Genomic DNA, 19,568 nt, shown 5'->3' with positions numbered 1-19,568 from the left:
CATCGGTCCGATGATCACCGGCCCCGAGGTCGACGCCGTCTGGTTCGCCAGGCTCCGCAGCCCCATCGCGACGCCCAGGCTGCTGGGCGGCGTCGAGTCGGCGACGACCCCATCAACAAGGGCAGGCTCAGCCCGACGCCGATGCCCACCAGGCACGGCAGCACGAACACCAGCCACGTCGGCGCCAGGACCGGCGTCAGGACCAGGGCCACGGCGCCGCACCCCACGCTCGCCGTCGCCACCAGCGCCTCCGAGCCCGTCCATCGCGACAGCGGGCCCGCCATCGGCGCCGCCGCGGTCGCCACGATGCCCATCAGCGACATGACCACGCCGATCAGGCCGGCGCCCACACCTCGCTCGGCCAGCAGGATCGGGAGGAACGTGGTGAACACGATCGTCACCCAGATCCGCGCGAAGGTCGCGACGAGGACGAACCGGAGGCCGGGCTCGCGGAGCAGCTCCAGCGCACTGGCCCGCTCGACCTGCTCCGCCTCCGCCCGGCCCGAGCCCCGCCCCGATGGCCGTTGGGGAGACGCAGGCCGAGCAGGAAGAAGACCAGGGCGTACGCCGCCGGGACCGCCAGTCCCCATCGGAGCCCGACGGTCTCCGCGGCCGTGCCAGCGAGCAGCGGGCCCGCCAGCTGGCCGACGTTGGAGCAGAAGCTGAAGCGGCCCGCGTGCGTCGCGCGCTCCGACGGCGCTCCCACGTCGGAGATGTAGGCCTGGGAGGCGACCCAGCCCAGTGTCCGGCTCAGGGCCAGGAACGGCTGCAGGGCCAGGAACCACCAGAACGTGGACGGCACGATGTAGGCCGCGGAGAGGATCGCGCACGATCCCGTGCCCAGGAGGTAGCACGTCCGCGGCCCGAGCCGGTCGACGAGCGAGCCCAGGGCGACCGACGACAACGCGGCGGCGAGCGAGCCCGAGCCCACGATCAGGCCGACCTGGTCGAATCCGGCGCCCATGGCCCGCGCCTGGAGCGGGATCAGCAGGACGATCTGGGCGTTCATCGACAGCCCGAACCCCCCGATCGCGTAGGCGAGGAGGAGCTGCCGTCGGCTCAGCCGACGGTCTTCGGTGGCCACAGCGACGCTGCCGGTTCGTCCACCCGGGCCGGCCGGTCCAGTCGGCCGTCCCATCGGTGCGCCTGATCGTCCTCGACCCCCAGCTGGTCGAGCGCACGGGACACCGTGTGGTCGACGATGTCCCGGATCGAGCCCGGCTGGCCGTAGAAGGCCGGCACCGGCGGGAAGATCGTGACGCCGGCGCGCGCGAGGAGCGTCAGGTTCTCGAGGTGGATGACGCTGAGCGGCGTCTCGCGCACCATCAGGACCAGCGGCTTGCGCTCCTTGATGGTCACATCGGCCGCCCGGAGCAGCAGGTTGTCGGCGACGCCGTGCGCGATCGAGGCCACCGACCGGACACTGCAGGGCGCCACGATCATCCCGTCGGTGCGGAACGAGCCGCTCGACAGGACCGAGGCCTGGTCCCCCGGCCGGTGGACCACGCTCGCCAGGCGTTCCACGCTCGCGACGGTGGCCCCGGTCTCGTGCTCGATCGTGCGGCGGGCCCACGTGCTGATGATCAGGTGGGACTCGACGCCCGCCTCGGCGAGCTTCTCGAGCACCCGGACCCCGTAGACCGCACCGGTCGCCGCCGAGATGCCCACGACGATGCGGCGCGGTCGGCGGTGCTCTTCGTAGGAGGCCATGGCCGCACCCTACTCTGATACATTACCGATCACCTAGCATTCTGGGTCGCCGGGATCAGCGGCCTCCCGGTGATCCTCGGTCGCTATCCCTCGCGGATGGTCATCGAGGCGACCAGGTCGCGGCGACGGTGACGGACTGGATGTCGAGGGTCCCCCGGCTGGGTGATGGGCCACCGTCTCGGCCGGGGTCCCCTCCTGGCGTGTGGGACCAGCGAAGCCAGGGCGGTGTGGTCTGTCAGCGTCAAGATCGACAGTGGTCCCGGCGTCTCGTGGTCGTCGGGACCTGTCGCGTGACGGACCTACCCGGTACCAACCCGGGGTCGCGTGCCGGAGCCATCATCGGCGTTGTGACGGATTGGCGACGGCTCGTAGGCTCCGGGCTGTGCGATCCGCGTTCGATATCTCCCGAGCACTGATCAACGGCGCCGCCGTCGCGTCATGGATCGCAGTTCCCGATGTCGCCTCAGGGAAGACGGCGCGCATCGCGTTGAAGACCGGCATCCTCGGCGTCGCTGTCGCGGGCTTCATCCCCACCGAGCGTGATCAGGACGCGCAGTCGCTCCCGCGGGCGGCGTCGGAAGACCTACGCGAGATCGCCGAGGACCCGAACGGACAGGTGGGTATGGAGCCGCGGGGCATCCGACGGCAGTGGTTGATCGTGGGCGGGGCCACGGCGCTCAGCGTCGTCAGCCACGTTGTCGTCGCTCGCGGCATCGACATAAGCGCGAACCGCCTACGACGACGCGGCATCCGATATCCCAGGGCGCTGATCGGCGCCGGTGCTCGGGACCGTGATGGCGATCGGCGACCTCTCCTCCGCCTCCCACTAGGTTCCTCGGCTCCGTCTCAGTACCCACTGCGCGGGCGGAGCGGGTTGCTTGCAGCGGAGGTGGACGGTCAGTCGGACAACGGGTGTGACGCAGCCCACGGCGCCCGCCCGGTCGTTTGCAGTGCAGGCGGGCGGCCGGTGCGGCCCCTTGGCGCGGCTGGAGAGCGCCGGCTGCTGAGGTTCAGTGCGGGCCGTCCGTTCGGGGTGGTCAGCGCGTCGCCTGTACCTGAACCGGACCCGGAAGCTGGGCCGGCCGGCGGCGTTCTTGACCTTCTCGGGGTGCGCATCGGTGCTCCTTCGCTGCTGCGTTGAGGGTGCAGCGCGGGTCCGGCACATCCCCGATGGGCACAAGTGCGTATATCCGGGGGAAATGGCCAGGGGCCCTGACCGGCGTCTTGGCTGGTCAGGGCCCCTGTTGCTCGACGTGCGCGAGGGGGGAGTTGAACCCCCACGTCCTTTCGGACACACGGACCTGAACCGTGCGCGTCTGCCTATTCCGCCACTCGCGCGTGAAGCCCGGCAAGGCTATCCCAGTCACGACCCGTCACCCAAAACGGGGCGCCGACCATTGCGCCGCCTCGCCGGGTGGCAGGCGGGGAGGCGGCGAAGGTCCCGGGGCGGGCGGGGGGCCACCGATACGATCGGGGGACCCGTCAGGTCGGGCGGGCGAACGAGCGAGCCGTGCGGAGAGGAGGGCAGCGACGTGGGAGGACTGCAGCGGTTCGAGCAGCGCCTGGAGCAGGCGATCTCCGGCGTCTTCGCGCGCACCTTCCGCAGTGCCGTCCAGCCGGTGGAGGTGGCGGCCGCGCTGCAGCGGGAGCTCGACAACAAGGCGCAGGTGCTGTCGCGGCAGCGGCGGCTGGTGCCGAACAGCTTCGTGGTGGAGCTGTCGGACGGGGACCTGGAGCGGCTCTCGCCGTACGACTCGGCGCTGGAGCGGGAGCTGACGACGCAGCTGACCGAGCACGCGGAGCTGCAGTCGTACGTCTTCCCGGGGCCGATCCGGATCGTGTTCGAGTCGGCGGAGGACCTGGGGACCGGGCGGTTCCGGGTGCGCAGCCAGGCCGAGGCGGCGGTGACCGACCAGAGCCGGCGGAGCAGCAGCCAGCGGACCCGCGCGGTGCTGGAGGTCAACGGCACCCAGCACCCGCTGCAGGCGCCCGGGCTGGTGGTCGGGCGGGGCAGCGAGGCCGACCTGCGGATCGACGACCCCGGCGTGAGCCGGCGGCACGCCGAGTTCCTGATCACCGCCGACCCGCCCACCTCCGGTACGACGCCCGGCGACCGCCCCGTCCAGGTCGAGGTGCACGACATGGGATCCACCAACGGCATCCGGGTCGACGGGCAGAAGGTCGCGCGGGCCCACCTGCGCGACGGCTCCCGCGTCCAGATCGGCCACACCTCGCTCGTCCTCCGACTGCTCCAGGAGACGAGCCACGAGACAGGTCAGGTGGTGGACGGTGTCTGAGCTGACCCTGTTCCTGGTCCGGATCGCCTACCTCGCGATCCTGTGGATCTTCGTGCTGTCGGCGATCTCGGTGATCCGCTCCGACATGTTCGGGGCCCGGGTGCCCGCGCCCGCGGCCCCCGGCAAGCAGCCGCGCGCGCCGAAGCCGGCGAGCCCCCGCCGCGGCCAGCCGACCAAGGTCGAGGTGGTCCAGGGCGTCAACACCGGCATCGTCGCCGACCTCTCCCAGGCCCCGGTCCTCATCGGCCGCGGCAACGACGCCGCCATCCGCCTCGACGACGACTATGTGTCCACCCGCCACGCCCGGATCGTGGAGTCCGGCGGCCAGTGGTACGTCGAGGACCTCGGCTCCACCAACGGCACCTATCTCGGCAGCCAGCGGCTCACCCAGCCCGTCCCGGTGGGGCTCGGCTCGCAGATCCGGATCGGAAAGACCATCGTGGAGCTGAGGAAGTAGGCATGGCCGCATGACCGACCCCGGCAACGACGCCTCGGCCGCCCCGGAGACGGAAGAGGTGCCCGTCCCCGACGCCCAGCCGGAGCTGCCGCACGACCCGCAGCCCGACACGATCGACGTACCCCTGCCGTCGACGCGGCCGCTGCTCCAGCTCGACGGGTACGCCGTCTCCGACGTCGGCCGGGTGCGCAAGGACAACCAGGACTCGGGGTACTCCGGGCCGTGGCTGCTGGCCGTCTGCGACGGCGTGGGCGGCGCGGCGCGCGGCGACATCGCCTCCGGTACGGCGATCGGCGAGCTGCGCCAGCTCGACGAGCCGCCCGGCTCGGTCGACGTGATCGACCGGGTCAACGACGGCCTCCACGAGGCGCACGTCTCGATCGGCGCGCAGGTCGACCAGGACCCCGCTCTCAACGGCACGAGCACGACGGCCACGGTCGCCCTCTTCGACGGGCAGCGGCTGGCGGTGGGCCACGTGGGCGACTCGCGGGCCTACCTGCTGCGCGACGGCGAGCTGTCGCAGCTGACCAACGACCACACCTTCGTGCAGAGCCTGATCGACGAGGGCCGGATCACCGAGGCCGAGGCGCGGGTCCACCCCCACCGCAACCTGATCCTCAAGGCGCTCGACGGCCTGCACGACGTGGAGCCCGACCTGTTCGCGCTCGAGCTGCTGCCCGGCGACCGGCTGTTCCTGTGCAGCGACGGCGCGTGCGGGGTGCTCGAGGACGACCGGATCACCACGCTGCTGACCGACGGCACCCCGGAGTTCACCTCGATCGAGCTGGTCCGCGCGAGCCTCGACGCCGGCAGCTCCGACAACGTGACCTGCGTGGTGGCCGACGTGGTCGACCCCTCCGAGCACGCGCCGGCCGATCCGATGGTGGTCGGCGCGGCGGCGGACCTCCGGCAGCGCCGCGGTCCCCGCGGCCTGTTCCGCGGCCACCGCTCGGGCGACACCGGCGAGCTCGAGCCGATCACCGCGGAGATCCCGGAGGGCGTCGAGTACGCCATCCCCGAGGACCCGCTGGTCGACCCCGAGGCGCTGCGCTACGCCCCGCAGGCTCCGCCGCGGTTCGCCTGGGCGCGCCGGCTGCTGGCGGCCGCGATCGTGCTCGGCATCGCCTGGATCGCCCTCGGCACGGCGTACTGGTGGAGCCAGCAGAAGTACTACGTGGGCGTGGACGACGGCTATGTCGTGATCTACCGCGGCGTCGACGTCCCCGGGCTCTCCCACGTCTACGAGGTCTCCGACCTGGAGGTCGCGGACCTCCAGGAGTCCACGCAGGAGGAGGTCCGCAACGGCGCGATGATCTACAGCAGCGTCGAGCGGGCCCGGGAGGCGATCACCCGGATCGGCGCCAACGGCCGGCAGTCCGGCAGCGGCACGACCACCCCGAGCCCGACGACGCCGGCCGCGCCCACCACGACCAACCCGGACGACGCGTCCCCGTTCTCGCCGCCGGCGGAGGGCGGCGCGGCCGACCTGACGACCCTCACCCCCGACGGTCGGTGAGGCGCGCAGCCATGGCCACCAACTCCGCGCTGATGGGATTCGTGCACCGCCGCCGGCGGGGCGCGGAGCTCTTCCTGCTCGTCCTCGCCCTGATCGTCGGCATCGGCGCCTACGCCGCCGTCGGCCTCGGCGTCGACGGGAGGTGCCCACCAACCTGATCGGGTACGGCGGCTGGCTGACCATCCTCGTCGTCGCGGCCCACGTGGTGGTGCGGATCGTCGCGCCGTACGCCGACCCGGTGCTGCTGCCCGTCGTGGCGGCCCTCAACGGCCTCGGCCTGGCGGTGATCCACCGGATCGACCTGGCCAAGGACACCGGCCTTGCCAGCCAGCAGCTGACCTGGATGACCCTCGGCGTCGCGCTCTTCGTCGGCACGCTCATCGCACTGCCGGACCACCGGCTGCTCGCCCGGTTCACCTACACCTCGGGCCTGGCGGCGATCGTGCTGCTGATCCTGCCCATGCTCCCGGGCCTCGGCACCCAGATCAACGGCGCCCGGATCTGGATCTCGCTCGGCCCGTTCAGCTTCCAGCCCGGCGAGATCGCGAAGATGCTGCTCGTCATCACCTTCGCGGGCTACCTCGTGGTCCACCGCGACGCGCTCGCCCTGGCCGGCCGCCGCGTGGTGTTCGTCGACCTGCCGCGCGGCCGCGACCTCGGCCCGGTCCTGATGATGTGGGTGGTCAGCCTCGGGATCCTCGTGCTGCAGCGCGACCTCGGCTCCAGCCTGCTGTTCTTCGGCCTGTTCCTCGTCATGCTCTACGTCGCCACCGAGCGGCCGGGCTGGCTGATCGTCGGCGGCCTGCTGTTCTTCGGCGGCGCGACCGCCGCGTTCCGGATCTTCGGGCACGTGCAGAGCCGCGTCGACATCTGGCTCGACCCGTTCGCCGACCCCGACGGCAGCGGCTACCAGCTGGTCCAGGCGCTCTACGGCTTCGCCTGGGGCGGCCTGGTCGGGCGCGGCCTCGGCGAGGGCATGCCCCAGCGGGTGCCGTACGTCGAGTCCGACTTCATCCTCGCCGCCATCGGCGAGGAGCTCGGCCTGACCGCCGTGATGGCCGTCCTGCTGCTCTACGGACTCGTCGTCGAGCGCGCCCTGCGCGCGGCGCTGATCTCCCGCGACGGCTTCGGCAAGCTGGTCGCCACCGGCCTGGCCGCGGTCTTCGCGCTCCAGGTCTTCGTCGTCATCGGCGGCGTCACCCGGCTGATCCCGCTGACCGGTCTCACCACGCCCTTCCTGTCGTACGGCGGCTCGTCCCTCGTCGCGAACTGGGTGATCATCGCGATCCTGCTGCGCATCTCCGACCAGGCCCGGCGGCCGCTGCCCGATCTCGCCGCCGAGGCCGAGACGGACCCCGACGAGCAGGCCACCCAGGTCGTCAAGGTCGTGTCAGAGCGATGACCTCCTCCCGCACGTCCTGCTACGCGACGCCCCGCGGAAGGAGGGCATCGCTGCGATGAACAAGCCGATCCGCGCCGTCTCCATCTTCTGCATGTTCCTGTTCCTCGCCCTGATGGCGAACGTGACCTACGTGCAGTTCTGGAAGTCCGACGACTACAACACCGACCCCCGCAACGCCCGCGTGGCCGAGGCGTCGTACAGCCGCGAGCGCGGCCAGATCCTGGTCGGCGACCAGCCGGTGGCGACGAGCAAGCCGTCCGACGACCGCTACAAGTACCTGCGGGTCTACCCCGAGGCGGGCGCCCGGATGTTCGCGCCGGTCACCGGCTATCTCCAGCTCGGCAGCCAGACCGGGATCGAGCGCAGCCAGAACGCCGTGCTCACCGGCGAGGACCCCCAGCTGTTCGTGACCCGGCTGGTCGACCTGCTCAAGGGCGAGACCGCCCAGGGCGGCAATGTCGTGCTCACGCTCGACGCCGACGCGCAGAAGGCCGCGTTCGAGGGGCTCCGCGACACCCTCGGCCCCAAGGGCGAGGGCTCGGTCGTGGCGATCCAGCCGAAGACCGGTCGCGTCCTCGCGATGGCCAGCTACCCGTCGTACGACCCCAACGAGCTGGCGACCCACGACTCCGCGAAGGCGTCGGAGACCTATCAGGCGCTCGACGGCGACGACCGCGAGCCGCTGCTGAACCGGGCGATCCGGACCCGGCTGTTCCCGGGCTCCACGTTCAAGCTGGTGACCGCGGCGGCGGCGATCGAGTCGGGGAAGTACCACGTCGGCGACGACGTCCCCGCGGGCGCGACCTACCAGCCGCCCGGCACGACCCACCGGATCGGCAACGACGGCCGCGGCCAGTGCAGCCCCGCCAAGATCGGCTTCGCGACGGCGATGGAGTTCTCCTGCAACACGACCTTCGCGCAGCTCGCGGTCGAGGTCGGCCCGGAGAAGATGCGGGAGCAGGCCGAGGCGTTCGGCTTCAACAACTCCTCCCTGCTCGACCTCCAGGGACAGGTGCAGTCGGTGTACCCCACCGGCGTCGACGTGCCGGAGTCCGAGGGCGGCGGGACCCGCGAGCTGAGCCTCGCCGAGACCGCGCAGACCGGCATCGGCCAGAACACCGTCCAGGCGACGCCGCTGCAGATGGCCATGGTCACCGCCGCGATCGCCAACCAGGGCACGCTGATGCGGCCCTACCTGGTCGAGCAGGTGCAGACCGCCGGGTTCGACGTGCTGCGCACGACCGAGCCCGAGGTCCTCAACGACCACGCCGTGTCGGCGCGGACCGCCGGCGAGCTCACCGACCTGCTCGTCGCCACCGTGGAGAGCGGCACCGCCTCCCCCGCGCGGATCGACGACGTGAAGGTCGCCGGCAAGACCGGCACCGCCCAGCGCGGCGACTCCCTGTGCAGTGCGGGCGGCAAGCCGCCGTACGCGTGGTTCGTCTCCTTCGCCCCCGCCGACAACGCGGAGGTGGCGGTGGCAGTCATGATCGAAGAGGCGCCCGACCGGGCGTGCGGTGAGATCGCGGGCGGCCAGCTCGGTGGTCCGATCGCGAAGGCAGTGATGGAAGCGGTGTTGAACAAGTGACCGACGCTGGGCAGAGCAGGTACGCCGACCGGGCCGGTCGCTATCGCCTGGACTCCATGATCGCCACGGGCGGGATGGGCGTGGTGTGGCGTGGGACCGACACCCGGCTGAGCCGGCCGGTGGCGGTCAAGGTGCTCAAGCCGGAGTACGCCGACGACGCGACCTTCCGCAGTCGCTTCGAGGGCGAGGCGCGCAGCGCCGCGGCGCTCCACCACCCGGGCATCGCGGGGGTCTACGACTACGGCGCCGGCGAGGACGGCGACGACCTGCCGCCGTACCTCGTCATGGAGCTGGTCGACGGGCAGCCGCTGTCCACGCTGCTCTCCAACGCCCGCGCGAGCGGCCGCACCCTCGACACCGGGGTCGTGCAGGATCTGATGGCGCAGGCCGCCGACGCGCTCGGCGTCGCCCACCGGGCCGGGATCGTGCACCGCGACGTGAAGCCCGCCAACCTGCTGGTCACCTCCGACCGTACGGTCAAGATCACCGACTTCGGCATCGCCCGCGCCCTCGACTCGGTCGCGCTGACCCGCACCGGCTCGGTGATGGGCACGCCGCAGTACCTCAGCCCCGAGCAGGCCCGCGGCAACCCCTCGACGCCCGCCTCCGACGTCTACTCCCTCGGCGTGGTCGCCTTCGAGTGCCTGGCCGGGCGCCGTCCGTTCGAGGCCGAGACGCCGGTCGCGACCGCGCTCGCGCACCTCCAGCAGCCCGTGCCGCAGCTGCCGCCCAGCGTGCCCGGTCCGCTGGCCGCGGTGGTCCGGCGGGCGCTGGCCAAGGACCCCGCCGAGCGGTACGCCGACGGCGCGGCCTTCGCCGCCGCCCTCCGCGCCCCCGAGGTGGCCGCCGCTGCCGCCACGGACGAGCCCGACGACGGCCACACCCGGGTGCTGACCGGCGTGGTGCCGCCGGTGCCCGCCCCCGTGCCGACGCCGACCTCGGCGACCTCGGCCGCGCACGGCTCCGAGCCGATGCAGCGCCTGGACAGCCCGTCGGCGTACGCCGGCGACGAGTCCGGCGACGACGAGCGGAAGTCCCCCTGGCCGATCGCGATCGCGGTGATCGTGGTGGTCGTCATCGCGGTGATCGCGGCGATCCTGCTGCTCGGCAACAAGGACGACGACACCCCGGTCGTCGACGACACGACCAGCTCCGCGCCCACGTCCGAGGCCACCACCGAGTCCTCCGAGCCCACCACCGAGCCGACGACGGAGCCGACCTCCGAGGCGCCCCGCACGGTCGACGTCGACGAGGACCAGTACACCTGCTTCAGCAACTACCGCGACGCCGTCAGCGACCTGCGGGGCAAGGGCCTCAAGGTCACCTGGGAGCAGGACTCGCAGGCCAACGACGGGGACTGCGACGAGGGCACCGTGTCCCGGTTCTCCCGCAACGGCACGCTCGAGGAGGGCGACGCGGTCGTCGTCTACTACTGGGGGCCGAAGCCGTCGACGCCGACCACGCAGCCGACCCAGCCCACCGAGCCGACCACCCCGACCACCGCTCCCACGACCCCGACGGGCGGTGCCCAGTGACCACACCTCCGCACGAGCCCGGGGCCGACCGGCCCGTCGTGGGCGGGCGGTACGAGCTCGGCGAGCTGCTCGGGCGCGGCGGCATGGCCGAGGTCCGCAAGGGCACCGACACCCGGCTCGGCCGCGTCGTCGCGGTCAAGCGGCTGCGCACCGACCTGGCCAGCGACGCGACCTTCCAGGCCCGGTTCCGGCGGGAGGCCCAGTCGTCCGCCTCGCTCAACCACCCGGCGATCGTCGCGGTCTACGACACCGGCGAGGAGCGGACCGGCCACGCCGACGGCAGCACCGAGGTCGTCCCCTACATCGTGATGGAGTACGTCGCCGGGCGGACCCTGCGCGACATCCTCCGCGAGGGCCGCAAGATCCTGCCCGAGCGCGCGCTGGAGATCACCAGCGGCGTGCTCTCGGCCCTCGACTACAGCCACCGCGCCGGCATCATCCACCGCGACATCAAGCCCGGCAACGTGATGCTCACCCCGTCCGGCGACGTCAAGGTGATGGACTTCGGCATCGCCCGCGCGATGAGCGACGCCCAGTCCTCGATGACCCAGACCGCGGCCGTGGTCGGCACCGCGCAGTATCTCTCGCCCGAGCAGGCCCGCGGCGAGACCGTCGACTCCCGCTCCGACGTCTACTCCGCCGGCTGCCTGCTCTACGAGCTGCTGACCGGACGGCCTCCGTTCGTCGGCGACTCCCCCGTGGCGGTCGCCTACCAGCACGTCCGGGAGCCCGCCGTACCCCCCTCACGGCACGAGGACGACCTCCCACCCGAGGTCGACGCCATCGTGATGAAGGCGCTCGCCAAGCGGGTCGAAGACCGCTACCAGTCGGCGGCGCAGATGCGGGCCGACATCGAGCGCTATCTCGCCGGCCGGCCGGTGCAGGCCGTGCTGCCGCCGGTGACCAACGAGACCTCGGTGGTCGCGCCGCGCGCCGAGGCGCCGGCGAGCCACACCGAGACCGCGATCCGGGCCCCGCTGCCCCCGAACCGCGACGACGAGCGCCGCAGCCGGGTCGGCCTGTGGGTCGTGCTCGGGCTGCTGATCGCGGCGATCATCGCCACGGCGTACCTCGTCTGGCCGCGGCTCTTCGACAACACGCCGCCGCCGGTGCGGGTGCCCAATGTGGTGCGGATGACCGAGGACGACGCCCGCAACGCCATCGGCGACGCCGGCTTCGAGGTCGGCACCGTCACCGTCCGCAACGACGACGTCATCGAGGCCGGCCTGGTGATCGAGCAGGATCCCGAGGGCGACGACTACGTGCCGGCGGACTCGAAGATCAACCTCGTCGTCTCGCTCGGTCCCGGGCAGTTCGCGCTGCCGTCGGTCATCGAGATGAAGCGCAAGGACGCCATCCAGACCCTCACCGGCGCCGGGATCACCCGTCGCAATATCACCGAGAAGGAGTGCGACACCGACGACGAGAAGGGCACCGTCGTCGAGCAGACCCCCGCGCCCAACACCATGGTCGACCGGGACGCGACCGTCGAGCTGTGCGTGTCCGACGGCCCGGAGACGGTGCCGAGCGTGGTCGGGATGAAGCAGGCCGCCGCGGAGAAGGCGATCAAGGACGCCGGGTTCGTCCCCGTCGTCCGCAACGCCTCGGCGGACGACTCCAGCCAGAAGAAGGGCCGGGTCACCGAGCAGATCCCCGCCAACGGCACCCGGCCCCAGGGCACGGAGATCATCATCTTCATCTCCACCTACGAGCCGCCGCCGGCCCCGCCCACCGACACCGACGGCGACGGCCTGCCCGACGACGACGAGGTCACCCGGGGCACCGACCCGACCAACCCGGACACCGACGGCGACGGCGTCAGCGACGGCGACGAGGTCGCCGCCGGGACGGACCCGCTCAACCCGCTGGGCCGGTCGTGGCCCGGCCGGCGGGGACGCGGCTGAGCGCCGGCCCGCACAGCTCAGCGCAGCGGCCGGGCGTACTGCAGGTCGACCACGCCGTCGTACGCCGGCGCCTCGACCCGGTCCTCGAAGTCCAGGTCCCAGCCGATCCTGATCAGCGGGTTGTCGGCGTCCTTGCGGTAGCCGCTGACGATGGGGTCGCCGGCGACCGAGGCGTACAGCTCGCTCGGGTCGCCGACCGCCTCGATGACGTAGGGCTGCGGGAACGGACGGCCCTGCAGCTGGACCACCGGGCCCTTGCAGCGGATGCCGGTGGTCGAGATGACCCGCTGCCCGGCGATGGTGACGGCGCTGGCGCCGCCCACCCACAGGGCGTTGACGACGGCCTGGATGTCCTGCTGGTGCACCACGAACCGGTTGAGGTTGAGGCGCTCCTCCGGGTCGAGGTGCTTGTTGCGCTCGACCGCCTCCTCGAGCTGGTCCTCCGGGGCGTCGGACAGGGTGATCCGCAGGCCCTCCCCGGTCCGGGGGGTCATCCCGGCCGGGTCGCGCAGGCTGGCGATCTCGCGCCGCGCCTGCTTGACGCCCTTGTCGCCGACCGCGGCGGTGAGCCGGTCGACCTGGTCGGACAGGTCCTGGTAGCGGTCCTCGACCTTGCGGTAGTCCGCCGCCTCGCCCTCGACCAGGCTCGCGAGGTCGGCGTAGCGTCCCGGCCGCAGGTCGGAGCCCTCGCTGTTGGTGGCGGACACGGCGAGCAGCGCACCACTCAGGAGGACGACGACCGGCGTGCCCACCCGCCACGCGCGTGAGCGCCGGCTCGCCTCGGGGCGGCGGCCCGTCGTACCTCCGGCGTGGGCACCCGTCATACTGACAGTGTCCACCACCCATGAACCTGATCGAGGAGCCACCCGTGGCGAAGTCGTCCCGCCTGTCGAAGCGCAAGGAGCGCGAGGTCTTCGGCGACCCGGATCGCGGCCCGCTGATCAGCGTGAGGTTCGCCATCGCGCTGCTGCTGATCCTCGGCGGCATCGCCCTGATCCTCTACTACTACTTCGGCATCCGCCCCACCGACGGCTTCGGCAGCATCGACGCCAAGGGCAAGGTGCGCCAGCCGGGCGGTCCCTCCTTCCTCGCCGACCTCGAGGGCAAGAACTACCTGATCGGGTTCATCGCGTTCTTCCTCGGCCTGATGGTCGCCGCGCACCCCAAGACCCCGCTCGGCCGCGGCCGCGGCGTCGTGGTCAGCATGCTCGCCTGCTTCGTCATCGGGCTGCTGTGGATCTGCGTCTTCTACATCTTCCTGACGGGCAACGACCCCAAGGACATCCCGATCTTCAACGACCTCGGGCAGAAGAACCTCTTCGTCGGCATCGCCTTCATGGCCGTCGGCTTCGCCTTCGCCACCCGCTGGGAATAGCCGGCCCCTGGCGTGCGCCGCGCCGGCGGACCCTCGCGGTCCGGCCGGCGCGGTCTGTTTTTCCACAGAGTTGTCCACCGATGTGGAGGAATCACATGCGTGTAGTTCTCCCCAGGTGTGGACAATCCTGGGGAGAACCGCTGACCCGGCTCATCCTTACCTCGGAATGACGCTGACCCGGCTCATCCTTACCTCGCACGGAGGTAAGGATGAGCCGGGTCAGCGCGTTTGGCGGGTCAGTTCGCGCCGGGTCAGGCGAGGGCGAGGGTGCGGAGGACCGCGGCGACGACGAGCGCGACGCCGATGGCGCCGAGACCGACCGCCTGGACCGTCGTACGCCGCTCCTTGGGGGCGAACACCAGGACCGCGGCGATCGCGGCGCCGCCGACCAGCCCGCCGAAGTGGCCCTGCCAGGACACATTGGCGAGGGTGAAGGTGAGCACGACGTTGATGCCGATCCACACCAGCAGGGTCTGCACGTTGCCGCCGACCTTGAGGCCGACGACCACCAGCGCGCCCATCAGGCCGAAGATCGCGCCCGAGGCGCCGACGGTGGTGGTCTGCTCGGCGGAGAGCCAGTACACGGTGACCGAGCCGACCAGGCCGGAGACGAGGTACAGCGCGAGATAGCGGCCGCGGCCGAGCAGGGACTCCAGCTGCGGGCCGAGCACCCACAGGGCGACCATGTTGAAGCCGAGGTGCCAGGGCTCGACGTGGGTGAACATCGAGGTGAGCAGCTGCCAGAAGGCGCCGTCGCTGACCCCGTCGACCCAGTGCGCGGTCGCGCCGGCCTGGCAGCTCGCCTGGTCGACGAACGGGTAGTAGCCGCCGTCGCTCTCCCGGCACGAGCCCGCGGGGGCGAGCGCGAACAGCTCGTAGAGCCGGCCGCCGTAGCGCCCGGTGGCCATCACGGCCACCCAGACGACGACGTTGATGCCGATCAGCACCATCGAGACGACGCCGGGGTTGGCGGAGATCTGGCCGCCGTACGCCGTCCGCGCCTGGCGCACCGAGCGCCGGCCCTCGGCGACGCAGTCGGGGCACTGGAAGCCGACGGCGGCCTCGCGCATGCAGTCCGGACAGATCGGACGATCACAGCGCTGGCAGCGGATCCAGGTCTCGCGATCGGAGTGCCGGTAGCAGGTCGGCACTCCGACCGGAGGGGTGCTCATGGGAGGTGGGTCAGCCGACGAGCTCGACGGACTCGATGACGACCGGCTCGACCGGGGCGTCGTTGCGACCGGTCTGGACGGCCGCGATGGCGTCCACGACGTCGCGCCCGGCCTGGTCGGCGACCTCACCGAAGATGGTGTGCTTGAAGTTCAGCCACGTGGTCGGGCCGACGGTGATGAAGAACTGCGAGCCGTTCGTGCCCGGGCCGGCGTTGGCCATCGCGAGCAGGTACGGCTTGTCGAAGACCAGCTCGGGGTGCGGCTCGTCCTTGAAGGTGTAGCCCGGGCCGCCGGTGCCGGTGCCGAGCGGGCAGCCGCCCTGGATCATGAAGCCCGGGATGACCCGGTGGAAGGTGAGCCCGTCGTAGAACTTGCCGCTGCGGCCGTTGCCGGCGTCGTACGCCTTCTCCCCCGAGGCGAGGCCGGTGAAGTTGGCCACCGTCTCCGGCGCGTGGTTCGGGAACAGGTTGAGCGTGATGTCGCCCTTGTTGGTCTTCAGGACGGCCTGCTGCTCTGCCATGAAAGTGCCTCGTCTCCGGCTGGTCGGGGATGTGATGCGGAACGACCTCGATCCTACTGACGGCCCACAGGCAGGTCGGGTGTACCTGCCGCGGGGGACGTGGTGGGATGGAGCCGTCGGCCCGACCCGGGGCTGAGATCACGGCACGGCGAAGGAGAGCTCGGGATGAAGACGCTGAAGAAGCTGGTGGTCCTCGGAGCGCTGGGGGCGCTCGTGGCGGCGGTGGCGAAGAGGCTGCAGGGCGGCGGCGCCGACGAGGCGTCGCTGTGGCAGTCGGCGCCGGACCCGGTCCCGCCCACGCCGCCGCTGCCCCCCGAGCCGCCGACCCCGCCCGCACCGCCCGCGCCGCCCGTCCCGGAGACCTCGGCGCCCGACGAGCTGCTCGTCGACAACGCCCCCGAGGCGGTCGACCCGGCGATCGACGCACCCGACGACGTACCGCAGGACCTGCCCGACCAGGTCCCGCCGCCGCCGGACCCGCTGACCGACCCGCTCCCGGAGGAGCCGCAGAGCTAGCGCGCGTCCTGGTCCTGGGCGAGCTCCGGGTGGTCCGCCCGCAACTGGTGGGCGACCCGGCGCTCGACCCAGAAGATCAGGCCCGGCACCAGCCCGGCCACCAGCATCAGCAGCAGCTGGGGGATCGTCCAGCGCGCCTTCTGCGTGAGCAGGAAGGCGACGACGACGTAGACGATGTAGATCCAGCCGTGGACCAGCCAGATCGGGGTGAGGTCGTCACCGAGCCGCTGCAGCGTGGTGCCGTCCTCGAGCAGGTACTTCAGCAGCGAGCCGACGGTGCCGACGAGCAGGAGCACGCCGACCACGAGCGCGAGCACGCGGTAGACGTTGAAGAGCTTGGTCACGGGTCCGAGGGTACGACGGCGCCCTCGGCCGCCGCCGCGTCGGCCTCCTCGGCGTCCCCGCCGGACGTGGCGTCGCGCACGTAGCGGAACCACAGAAACGCCGCGAAGGCCGCGAAGACCCACCACTCGACGGCGTACAGGATGTTGCGCAGCCCGGTGAACCGGCTGGCCTGCGGCAGCTGGTCGAGCGTCGCGCCGGCCACCCCGGCGGCCGCGTCGTCGGCCAGCGGCTCCTCGGCGACCACGTAGGCGCCGTACAGGTCCTGGTCGACGCGCTGTACGAGTTCCGCGATCCGCAGCTCCGGCAGGACGTCGTCGCTCCGGTCGTCGTCGACCTGGCCGCTGCCCTCCGGCGGTTGGAGCCAGCCGCGCAGCTCGACCTCGTCGGCCGGAGGGGCGGGCAGGGCGGTGAGGTCGGTGCCGGTGGGGACCCAGCCGCGGACGACGGGTACGGCGGGAGCGGCCGGGTCGCCGACGGTGAGCGGGGTGACCAGCCAGTCGCCGTCCGCGCCGGCCGCGTCGGCGCGGCCGGACACCAGGACGGTGCCCTCGGGCAGGAAGGTGCCGCGCACCTCGACGGGGCGGCCGAGCCCGGCGGTCGGGAACGGGTCGTCGGGCCCGATCACGTCGCCGATCGGGACCGGGGCGGCGTGGGTCAGGTCGACCCGCTCGGCGGCCCGGCGGGCCTGCCAGGCGTCGTACTGCCACCCGCCCATGCCGATCGCGATCCCGACGCAGAGGAGCCCGAGTAGGTGGGCGACCCACAACCGCATGCTCCACCAGCGCACCACGCCAGCAGCCTACGTGGCTGGTCTGACCATGTGCGGTTGGGGACCAAACCGCGCAATTCAGGGCCGCGGACCTGCAGTCTCCGCCCATTCGTGCACTGGTCAGACCACTTGACCACCGGACCACGACGGCCTACGGTGGCCGGCATGGCCCTCCGACCCGTGACCCGACGCTCGGTCTCCGACCAGGTCTTCGACCAGCTCCTCGACGATGTCGTCGACGGCGAGCTCGCGGCCGGCGAGCCGCTGCCCAGCGAGCGCCGGCTGGCCGAGGTGCTCGGCATCTCCCGGCCCGCCGTGCGCGAGGCGCTGCAGCGGATCGCGCAGACCGGGCTGGTGGAGGTACGCCACGGTGGCACCACCCTGGTCCGCGACTTCCGCCGCGCCGCCGGCCTCGACCTGCTGCCGTGGCTGCTGGTCCGCGGCGGCACGCTCGACACCTCGATCGGGCGCAGCATCATCGAGGCCCGGGCGGAGGTCGGTCCCGGGATCGCGGCGCTCGCTGCCGAGCGCGGCGGACCGGCGCTGGCGACGAGCCTGGACGCCGTCACCGAGGAGATGGCGAGCACGACCGACGCGGTCCGCTGGCAGGTGCTCGCGCTCGACTACTGGGACCTGCTCGTCGACGGGGCCGACTCGATGGTGTTCCGGATGATGTTCAACAGCCTGCGCGCCGCCTACGAGCCCGCGCTGCCCGCGCTCGCGACGATCCTCGCCGGCGAGGTCGGCCAGGCCGAGCCCTACCGGCTGCTCGCCGCGGCCGTCCGCGCGGGCGACGCCCCCACGGCCCGCGCCGCGGCGTCCCGGGTGCTCACGCCGACGGCCGACACGCTGCTCGGCGCGTTCGCCGCGATGGGGGACGACCGGTGAGCCCCCGCGAGGTCGAGGCGTACGCCGCCCGACAGGTCGAGACCGACGCCCGTCGTACCAGCCTCTCGATGGGCCGGGTGCTCCGCGAGTTCTGGCACCACCCGAGCCCGTACCTCCTCGGCACGTGCCTGGCCGCCGCCGTCACCGGCCGCGTGCTCGCCGGCCCCGGGTCGTGGTGGGAGCTGGCGATCCCGCTCGGGCTGGTGGCGATCCTGCCGGTCGTGGAGTGGGTGGTCCACGTCTTCATCCTGCACTGGAGGCCGCGCCGCCTCGGCCCGCTCACCCTCGACCCCCTGCTCGCGCGCAAGCACCGCGCGCACCACGCCGACCCGCGCGCGATCCCGCTCGTCTTCATCCCCTGGCAGGCTCAGCTCTGGCTCGCCCCGACCTGGACCCTGCTCGCCTGGCTGGTCACCCCCACGACCACCGCCATGCTCACCCTGCTCACCGCCGTCTACGCGATCAAGTCCGGCTACGAGTGGACCCACTACCTGCTGCACAGCGACTACCGCCCGAAGTCCGCGTGGTACCGCACGATCTGGCGCAACCACCGGCTCCACCACTACAAGAGCGAGCACTACTGGTTCACCGTCACCAGCGCGGGTACGGCGGACCGGCTGTTCGGCACCGCGCCCGACCCGAGCACGGTGCCCACCTCGCCGACGGTCCAGCGCCTCCACGACCTCCAGCTGTGACACGCGCCGGCAGCGCGGCGGGAGACGATCGCCAGAAGCTTGCTTCCTGCGCTGCGTCGCAGACGCGCTCGGCCAAACCATGACACGCTGACGCCGTGCGGATCTCCCACCTCAACTGCGCGACCATGAGGCCCGCCCTCGCTCCCACGATGGTCGCCCACGTGCTGCTCCTCGAGCGCCCCGACGGGCTCGCCCTGGTCGACACCGGCTTCGGCACCGGCGACCTCGCCGACCGCAGGCGGCTCGGCCGGCCGTTCCTCACCACCGTGCGGCCCGCCCTCGACCCGGGCGAGACCGCCCTGGCGCAGGTGCGGGCCCGCGGCCACGACCCGGCCGACGTCACCGACATCGTGCTCACCCACCTCGACCTCGACCACGCCGGCGGCATCGGCGACTTCCCGAACGCCCGGGTGCACGTCCACGCCACCGAGCACGCGGCCGCCACCCGGCCCTCGCTGCGCGAGAGGGCCCGCTACGTCGCCGGCCAGTGGGCGCACTCCCCGCAGTGGACGCTGCACGAGGAGGGCGGCGACGACTGGTACGGCTTCGCGTCGGTCACGGCGCTCGGCGACGACGTCGTCGTCATCCCGCTGCACGGTCACACGCGCGGCCACGCCGGCGTCGCCGTACGCCGCGACGACGGGCACTGGCTGCTCCACGCCGGGGACGCGCTCTTCCACGGCGGCCAGCTGCAGGACCCGCCGACCTGCCCGGTGTCGCTGGCCGCCTTCCAGCGGCTGATGGCCGTCGACAACCGGCAGCGCGTGGCCAACCTCGAGCGGCTCCAGGACCTGGCCCGCGGCACGGACGAGGTCACCGTGATCTGCGCCCACGACAAGGCGCAGTACGACGAGCTGGCGGCCCACGCCGCGGGCTGAC

At 72.3% G+C, this 19,568-nt stretch carries 22 protein-coding genes and 1 tRNA gene; 14 read left to right on the top strand and 9 right to left on the bottom strand.

Annotated features, from left to right (window positions below; genetic code table 11):
* Nucleotides 1-14: 14 nt before the first annotated feature.
* The 3 genes from FIV44_RS33235 to FIV44_RS15740 are packed head-to-tail and all read right to left on the bottom strand — an operon-like array spanning nt 15 to nt 1,710.
* The gene (locus tag FIV44_RS33235) at nt 15-401 is read right to left on the bottom strand and encodes an MFS transporter (protein ID WP_181411269.1); all 387 of its coding nucleotides are present in this window, start codon (nt 399-401) and stop codon (nt 15-17) included.
* Nucleotides 398-1,084: an MFS transporter gene (locus FIV44_RS33230; protein ID WP_181410606.1), complete on the bottom strand. Its 687-nt coding sequence runs from the start codon at nt 1,082-1,084 to the stop codon at nt 398-400. Before FIV44_RS33230 ends, FIV44_RS33235 begins: the two co-directional genes overlap by 4 nt.
* Nucleotides 1,060-1,710: a UbiX family flavin prenyltransferase gene (locus tag FIV44_RS15740; RefSeq protein ID WP_141005253.1), complete on the bottom strand. Its 651-nt coding sequence runs from the start codon at nt 1,708-1,710 to the stop codon at nt 1,060-1,062. Before FIV44_RS15740 ends, FIV44_RS33230 begins: the two co-directional genes overlap by 25 nt.
* Nucleotides 1,711-2,092: 382 nt before the next feature.
* On the opposite strand from FIV44_RS15740, the gene FIV44_RS15735 reads away from it, so the two are divergent.
* A complete protein-coding gene (locus FIV44_RS15735; RefSeq protein ID WP_141005252.1) occupies nt 2,093-2,851 on the top strand; it encodes a hypothetical protein in 759 nt (252 codons plus the stop codon).
* A 113-nt stretch (nt 2,852-2,964) separates the two neighbouring features.
* On the opposite strand, the gene FIV44_RS15730 is transcribed toward FIV44_RS15735, so the two are convergent.
* A tRNA-Leu gene (locus tag FIV44_RS15730) sits at nt 2,965-3,048 on the bottom strand.
* Nucleotides 3,049-3,242: 194 nt separating this feature from the next.
* On the opposite strand from FIV44_RS15730, the gene FIV44_RS30565 reads away from it, so the two are divergent.
* The 8 genes from FIV44_RS30565 to pknB all read left to right on the top strand — a co-directional run bounded on the left by FIV44_RS30565 (nt 3,243) and on the right by pknB (nt 12,409).
* Nucleotides 3,243-4,007, top strand: coding sequence for an FHA domain-containing protein (locus FIV44_RS30565; protein WP_181410605.1), 765 nt, complete (start codon nt 3,243-3,245; stop codon nt 4,005-4,007).
* Nucleotides 4,000-4,464: an FHA domain-containing protein FhaB/FipA gene (locus tag FIV44_RS15720; protein WP_141005251.1), complete on the top strand. Its 465-nt coding sequence runs from the start codon at nt 4,000-4,002 to the stop codon at nt 4,462-4,464. Before FIV44_RS30565 ends, FIV44_RS15720 begins: the two co-directional genes overlap by 8 nt.
* Nucleotides 4,465-4,474: 10 nt before the next feature.
* Complete coding sequence (locus FIV44_RS15715; RefSeq protein WP_141005250.1) at nt 4,475-5,980, top strand: PP2C family protein-serine/threonine phosphatase; 1,506 nt, start codon at nt 4,475-4,477, stop codon at nt 5,978-5,980.
* Nucleotides 5,981-5,991: 11 nt separating this feature from the next.
* A complete protein-coding gene (locus tag FIV44_RS33595; RefSeq protein WP_342778829.1) occupies nt 5,992-6,138 on the top strand; it encodes a hypothetical protein in 147 nt (48 codons plus the stop codon).
* A complete protein-coding gene (locus FIV44_RS15710) occupies nt 6,123-7,382 on the top strand; it encodes an FtsW/RodA/SpoVE family cell cycle protein (protein ID WP_342778828.1) in 1,260 nt (419 codons plus the stop codon). Before FIV44_RS33595 ends, FIV44_RS15710 begins: the two co-directional genes overlap by 16 nt.
* 55 nt (nt 7,383-7,437) lie before the next feature.
* Nucleotides 7,438-8,970 carry a peptidoglycan D,D-transpeptidase FtsI family protein gene (locus FIV44_RS15705; RefSeq protein WP_141005249.1) on the top strand — a complete coding sequence of 511 codons (1,533 nt, stop codon included), beginning with the start codon at nt 7,438-7,440 and terminating at the stop codon, nt 8,968-8,970.
* Entirely contained in the window at nt 8,967-10,505 is a 1,539-nt protein-coding gene (locus FIV44_RS15700; RefSeq protein ID WP_141005248.1) for a serine/threonine-protein kinase, read from the top strand. Before FIV44_RS15705 ends, FIV44_RS15700 begins: the two co-directional genes overlap by 4 nt.
* Nucleotides 10,506-10,588: 83 nt before the next feature.
* A complete protein-coding gene (pknB, locus tag FIV44_RS15695; protein WP_425465176.1) occupies nt 10,589-12,409 on the top strand; it encodes a Stk1 family PASTA domain-containing Ser/Thr kinase in 1,821 nt (606 codons plus the stop codon).
* 17 nt (nt 12,410-12,426) lie between these two features.
* Here the strand turns inward: pknB and FIV44_RS15690 are convergent, their stop codons facing one another.
* Nucleotides 12,427-13,233, bottom strand: a complete 807-nt coding sequence (locus tag FIV44_RS15690) for a DUF881 domain-containing protein (RefSeq protein WP_141005246.1) — start codon at nt 13,231-13,233, stop codon at nt 12,427-12,429.
* A gap of 44 nt (nt 13,234-13,277) precedes the next feature.
* On the opposite strand from FIV44_RS15690, the gene FIV44_RS15685 reads away from it, so the two are divergent.
* Nucleotides 13,278-13,784 (top strand): cell division protein CrgA, encoded by a 507-nt coding sequence (locus FIV44_RS15685; RefSeq protein WP_246086461.1) that lies wholly within the window; start codon nt 13,278-13,280, stop codon nt 13,782-13,784.
* A gap of 251 nt (nt 13,785-14,035) precedes the next feature.
* Here FIV44_RS15685 and FIV44_RS15680 read toward each other — a convergent pair whose 3' ends face one another.
* Entirely contained in the window at nt 14,036-14,956 is a 921-nt protein-coding gene (locus FIV44_RS15680; protein WP_141005244.1) for a rhomboid family intramembrane serine protease, read from the bottom strand.
* A gap of 10 nt (nt 14,957-14,966) precedes the next feature.
* Entirely contained in the window at nt 14,967-15,476 is a 510-nt protein-coding gene (locus FIV44_RS15675) for a peptidylprolyl isomerase (RefSeq protein WP_141005243.1), read from the bottom strand.
* Nucleotides 15,477-15,641: 165 nt separating this feature from the next.
* Between FIV44_RS15675 and FIV44_RS30560 the strand changes: the two genes are divergently transcribed.
* Nucleotides 15,642-15,992, top strand: a complete 351-nt coding sequence (locus FIV44_RS30560) for a hypothetical protein (RefSeq protein WP_181410604.1) — start codon at nt 15,642-15,644, stop codon at nt 15,990-15,992.
* On the opposite strand, the gene FIV44_RS15665 is transcribed toward FIV44_RS30560, so the two are convergent.
* The gene (locus FIV44_RS15665; protein ID WP_141005241.1) at nt 15,989-16,336 is read right to left on the bottom strand and encodes a DUF3817 domain-containing protein; all 348 of its coding nucleotides are present in this window, start codon (nt 16,334-16,336) and stop codon (nt 15,989-15,991) included. The two genes, FIV44_RS30560 and FIV44_RS15665, sit on opposite strands and share 4 nt — an antisense overlap.
* Nucleotides 16,333-17,127, bottom strand: coding sequence for an SURF1 family protein (locus FIV44_RS15660; RefSeq protein WP_141005240.1), 795 nt, complete (start codon nt 17,125-17,127; stop codon nt 16,333-16,335). Before FIV44_RS15660 ends, FIV44_RS15665 begins: the two co-directional genes overlap by 4 nt.
* 144 nt (nt 17,128-17,271) lie before the next feature.
* Between FIV44_RS15660 and FIV44_RS15655 the strand changes: the two genes are divergently transcribed.
* The 3 genes from FIV44_RS15655 to FIV44_RS15645 all read left to right on the top strand — a co-directional run bounded on the left by FIV44_RS15655 (nt 17,272) and on the right by FIV44_RS15645 (nt 19,567).
* Nucleotides 17,272-17,994 (top strand): FadR/GntR family transcriptional regulator, encoded by a 723-nt coding sequence (locus tag FIV44_RS15655; RefSeq protein ID WP_141005239.1) that lies wholly within the window; start codon nt 17,272-17,274, stop codon nt 17,992-17,994.
* On the top strand, nt 17,991-18,689 hold the full coding sequence (locus tag FIV44_RS15650; protein ID WP_246086460.1) for a sterol desaturase family protein: 699 nt from the start codon (nt 17,991-17,993) through the stop codon (nt 18,687-18,689). The genes FIV44_RS15655 and FIV44_RS15650 overlap by 4 nt, the downstream gene beginning before the upstream one ends.
* 95 nt (nt 18,690-18,784) lie before the next feature.
* A complete protein-coding gene (locus FIV44_RS15645) occupies nt 18,785-19,567 on the top strand; it encodes an MBL fold metallo-hydrolase (protein ID WP_181410603.1) in 783 nt (260 codons plus the stop codon).
* Nucleotide 19,568 lies beyond the last annotated feature (1 nt).

The sequence above is a fragment of the Nocardioides humi genome (genome assembly GCF_006494775.1).
In the GTDB taxonomy this organism is placed as follows: domain Bacteria; phylum Actinomycetota; class Actinomycetes; order Propionibacteriales; family Nocardioidaceae; genus Nocardioides; species Nocardioides humi.
Note: the sequence above shows the minus strand (reverse complement) of the source record. Positions and strands in the feature narration are given on the sequence as shown.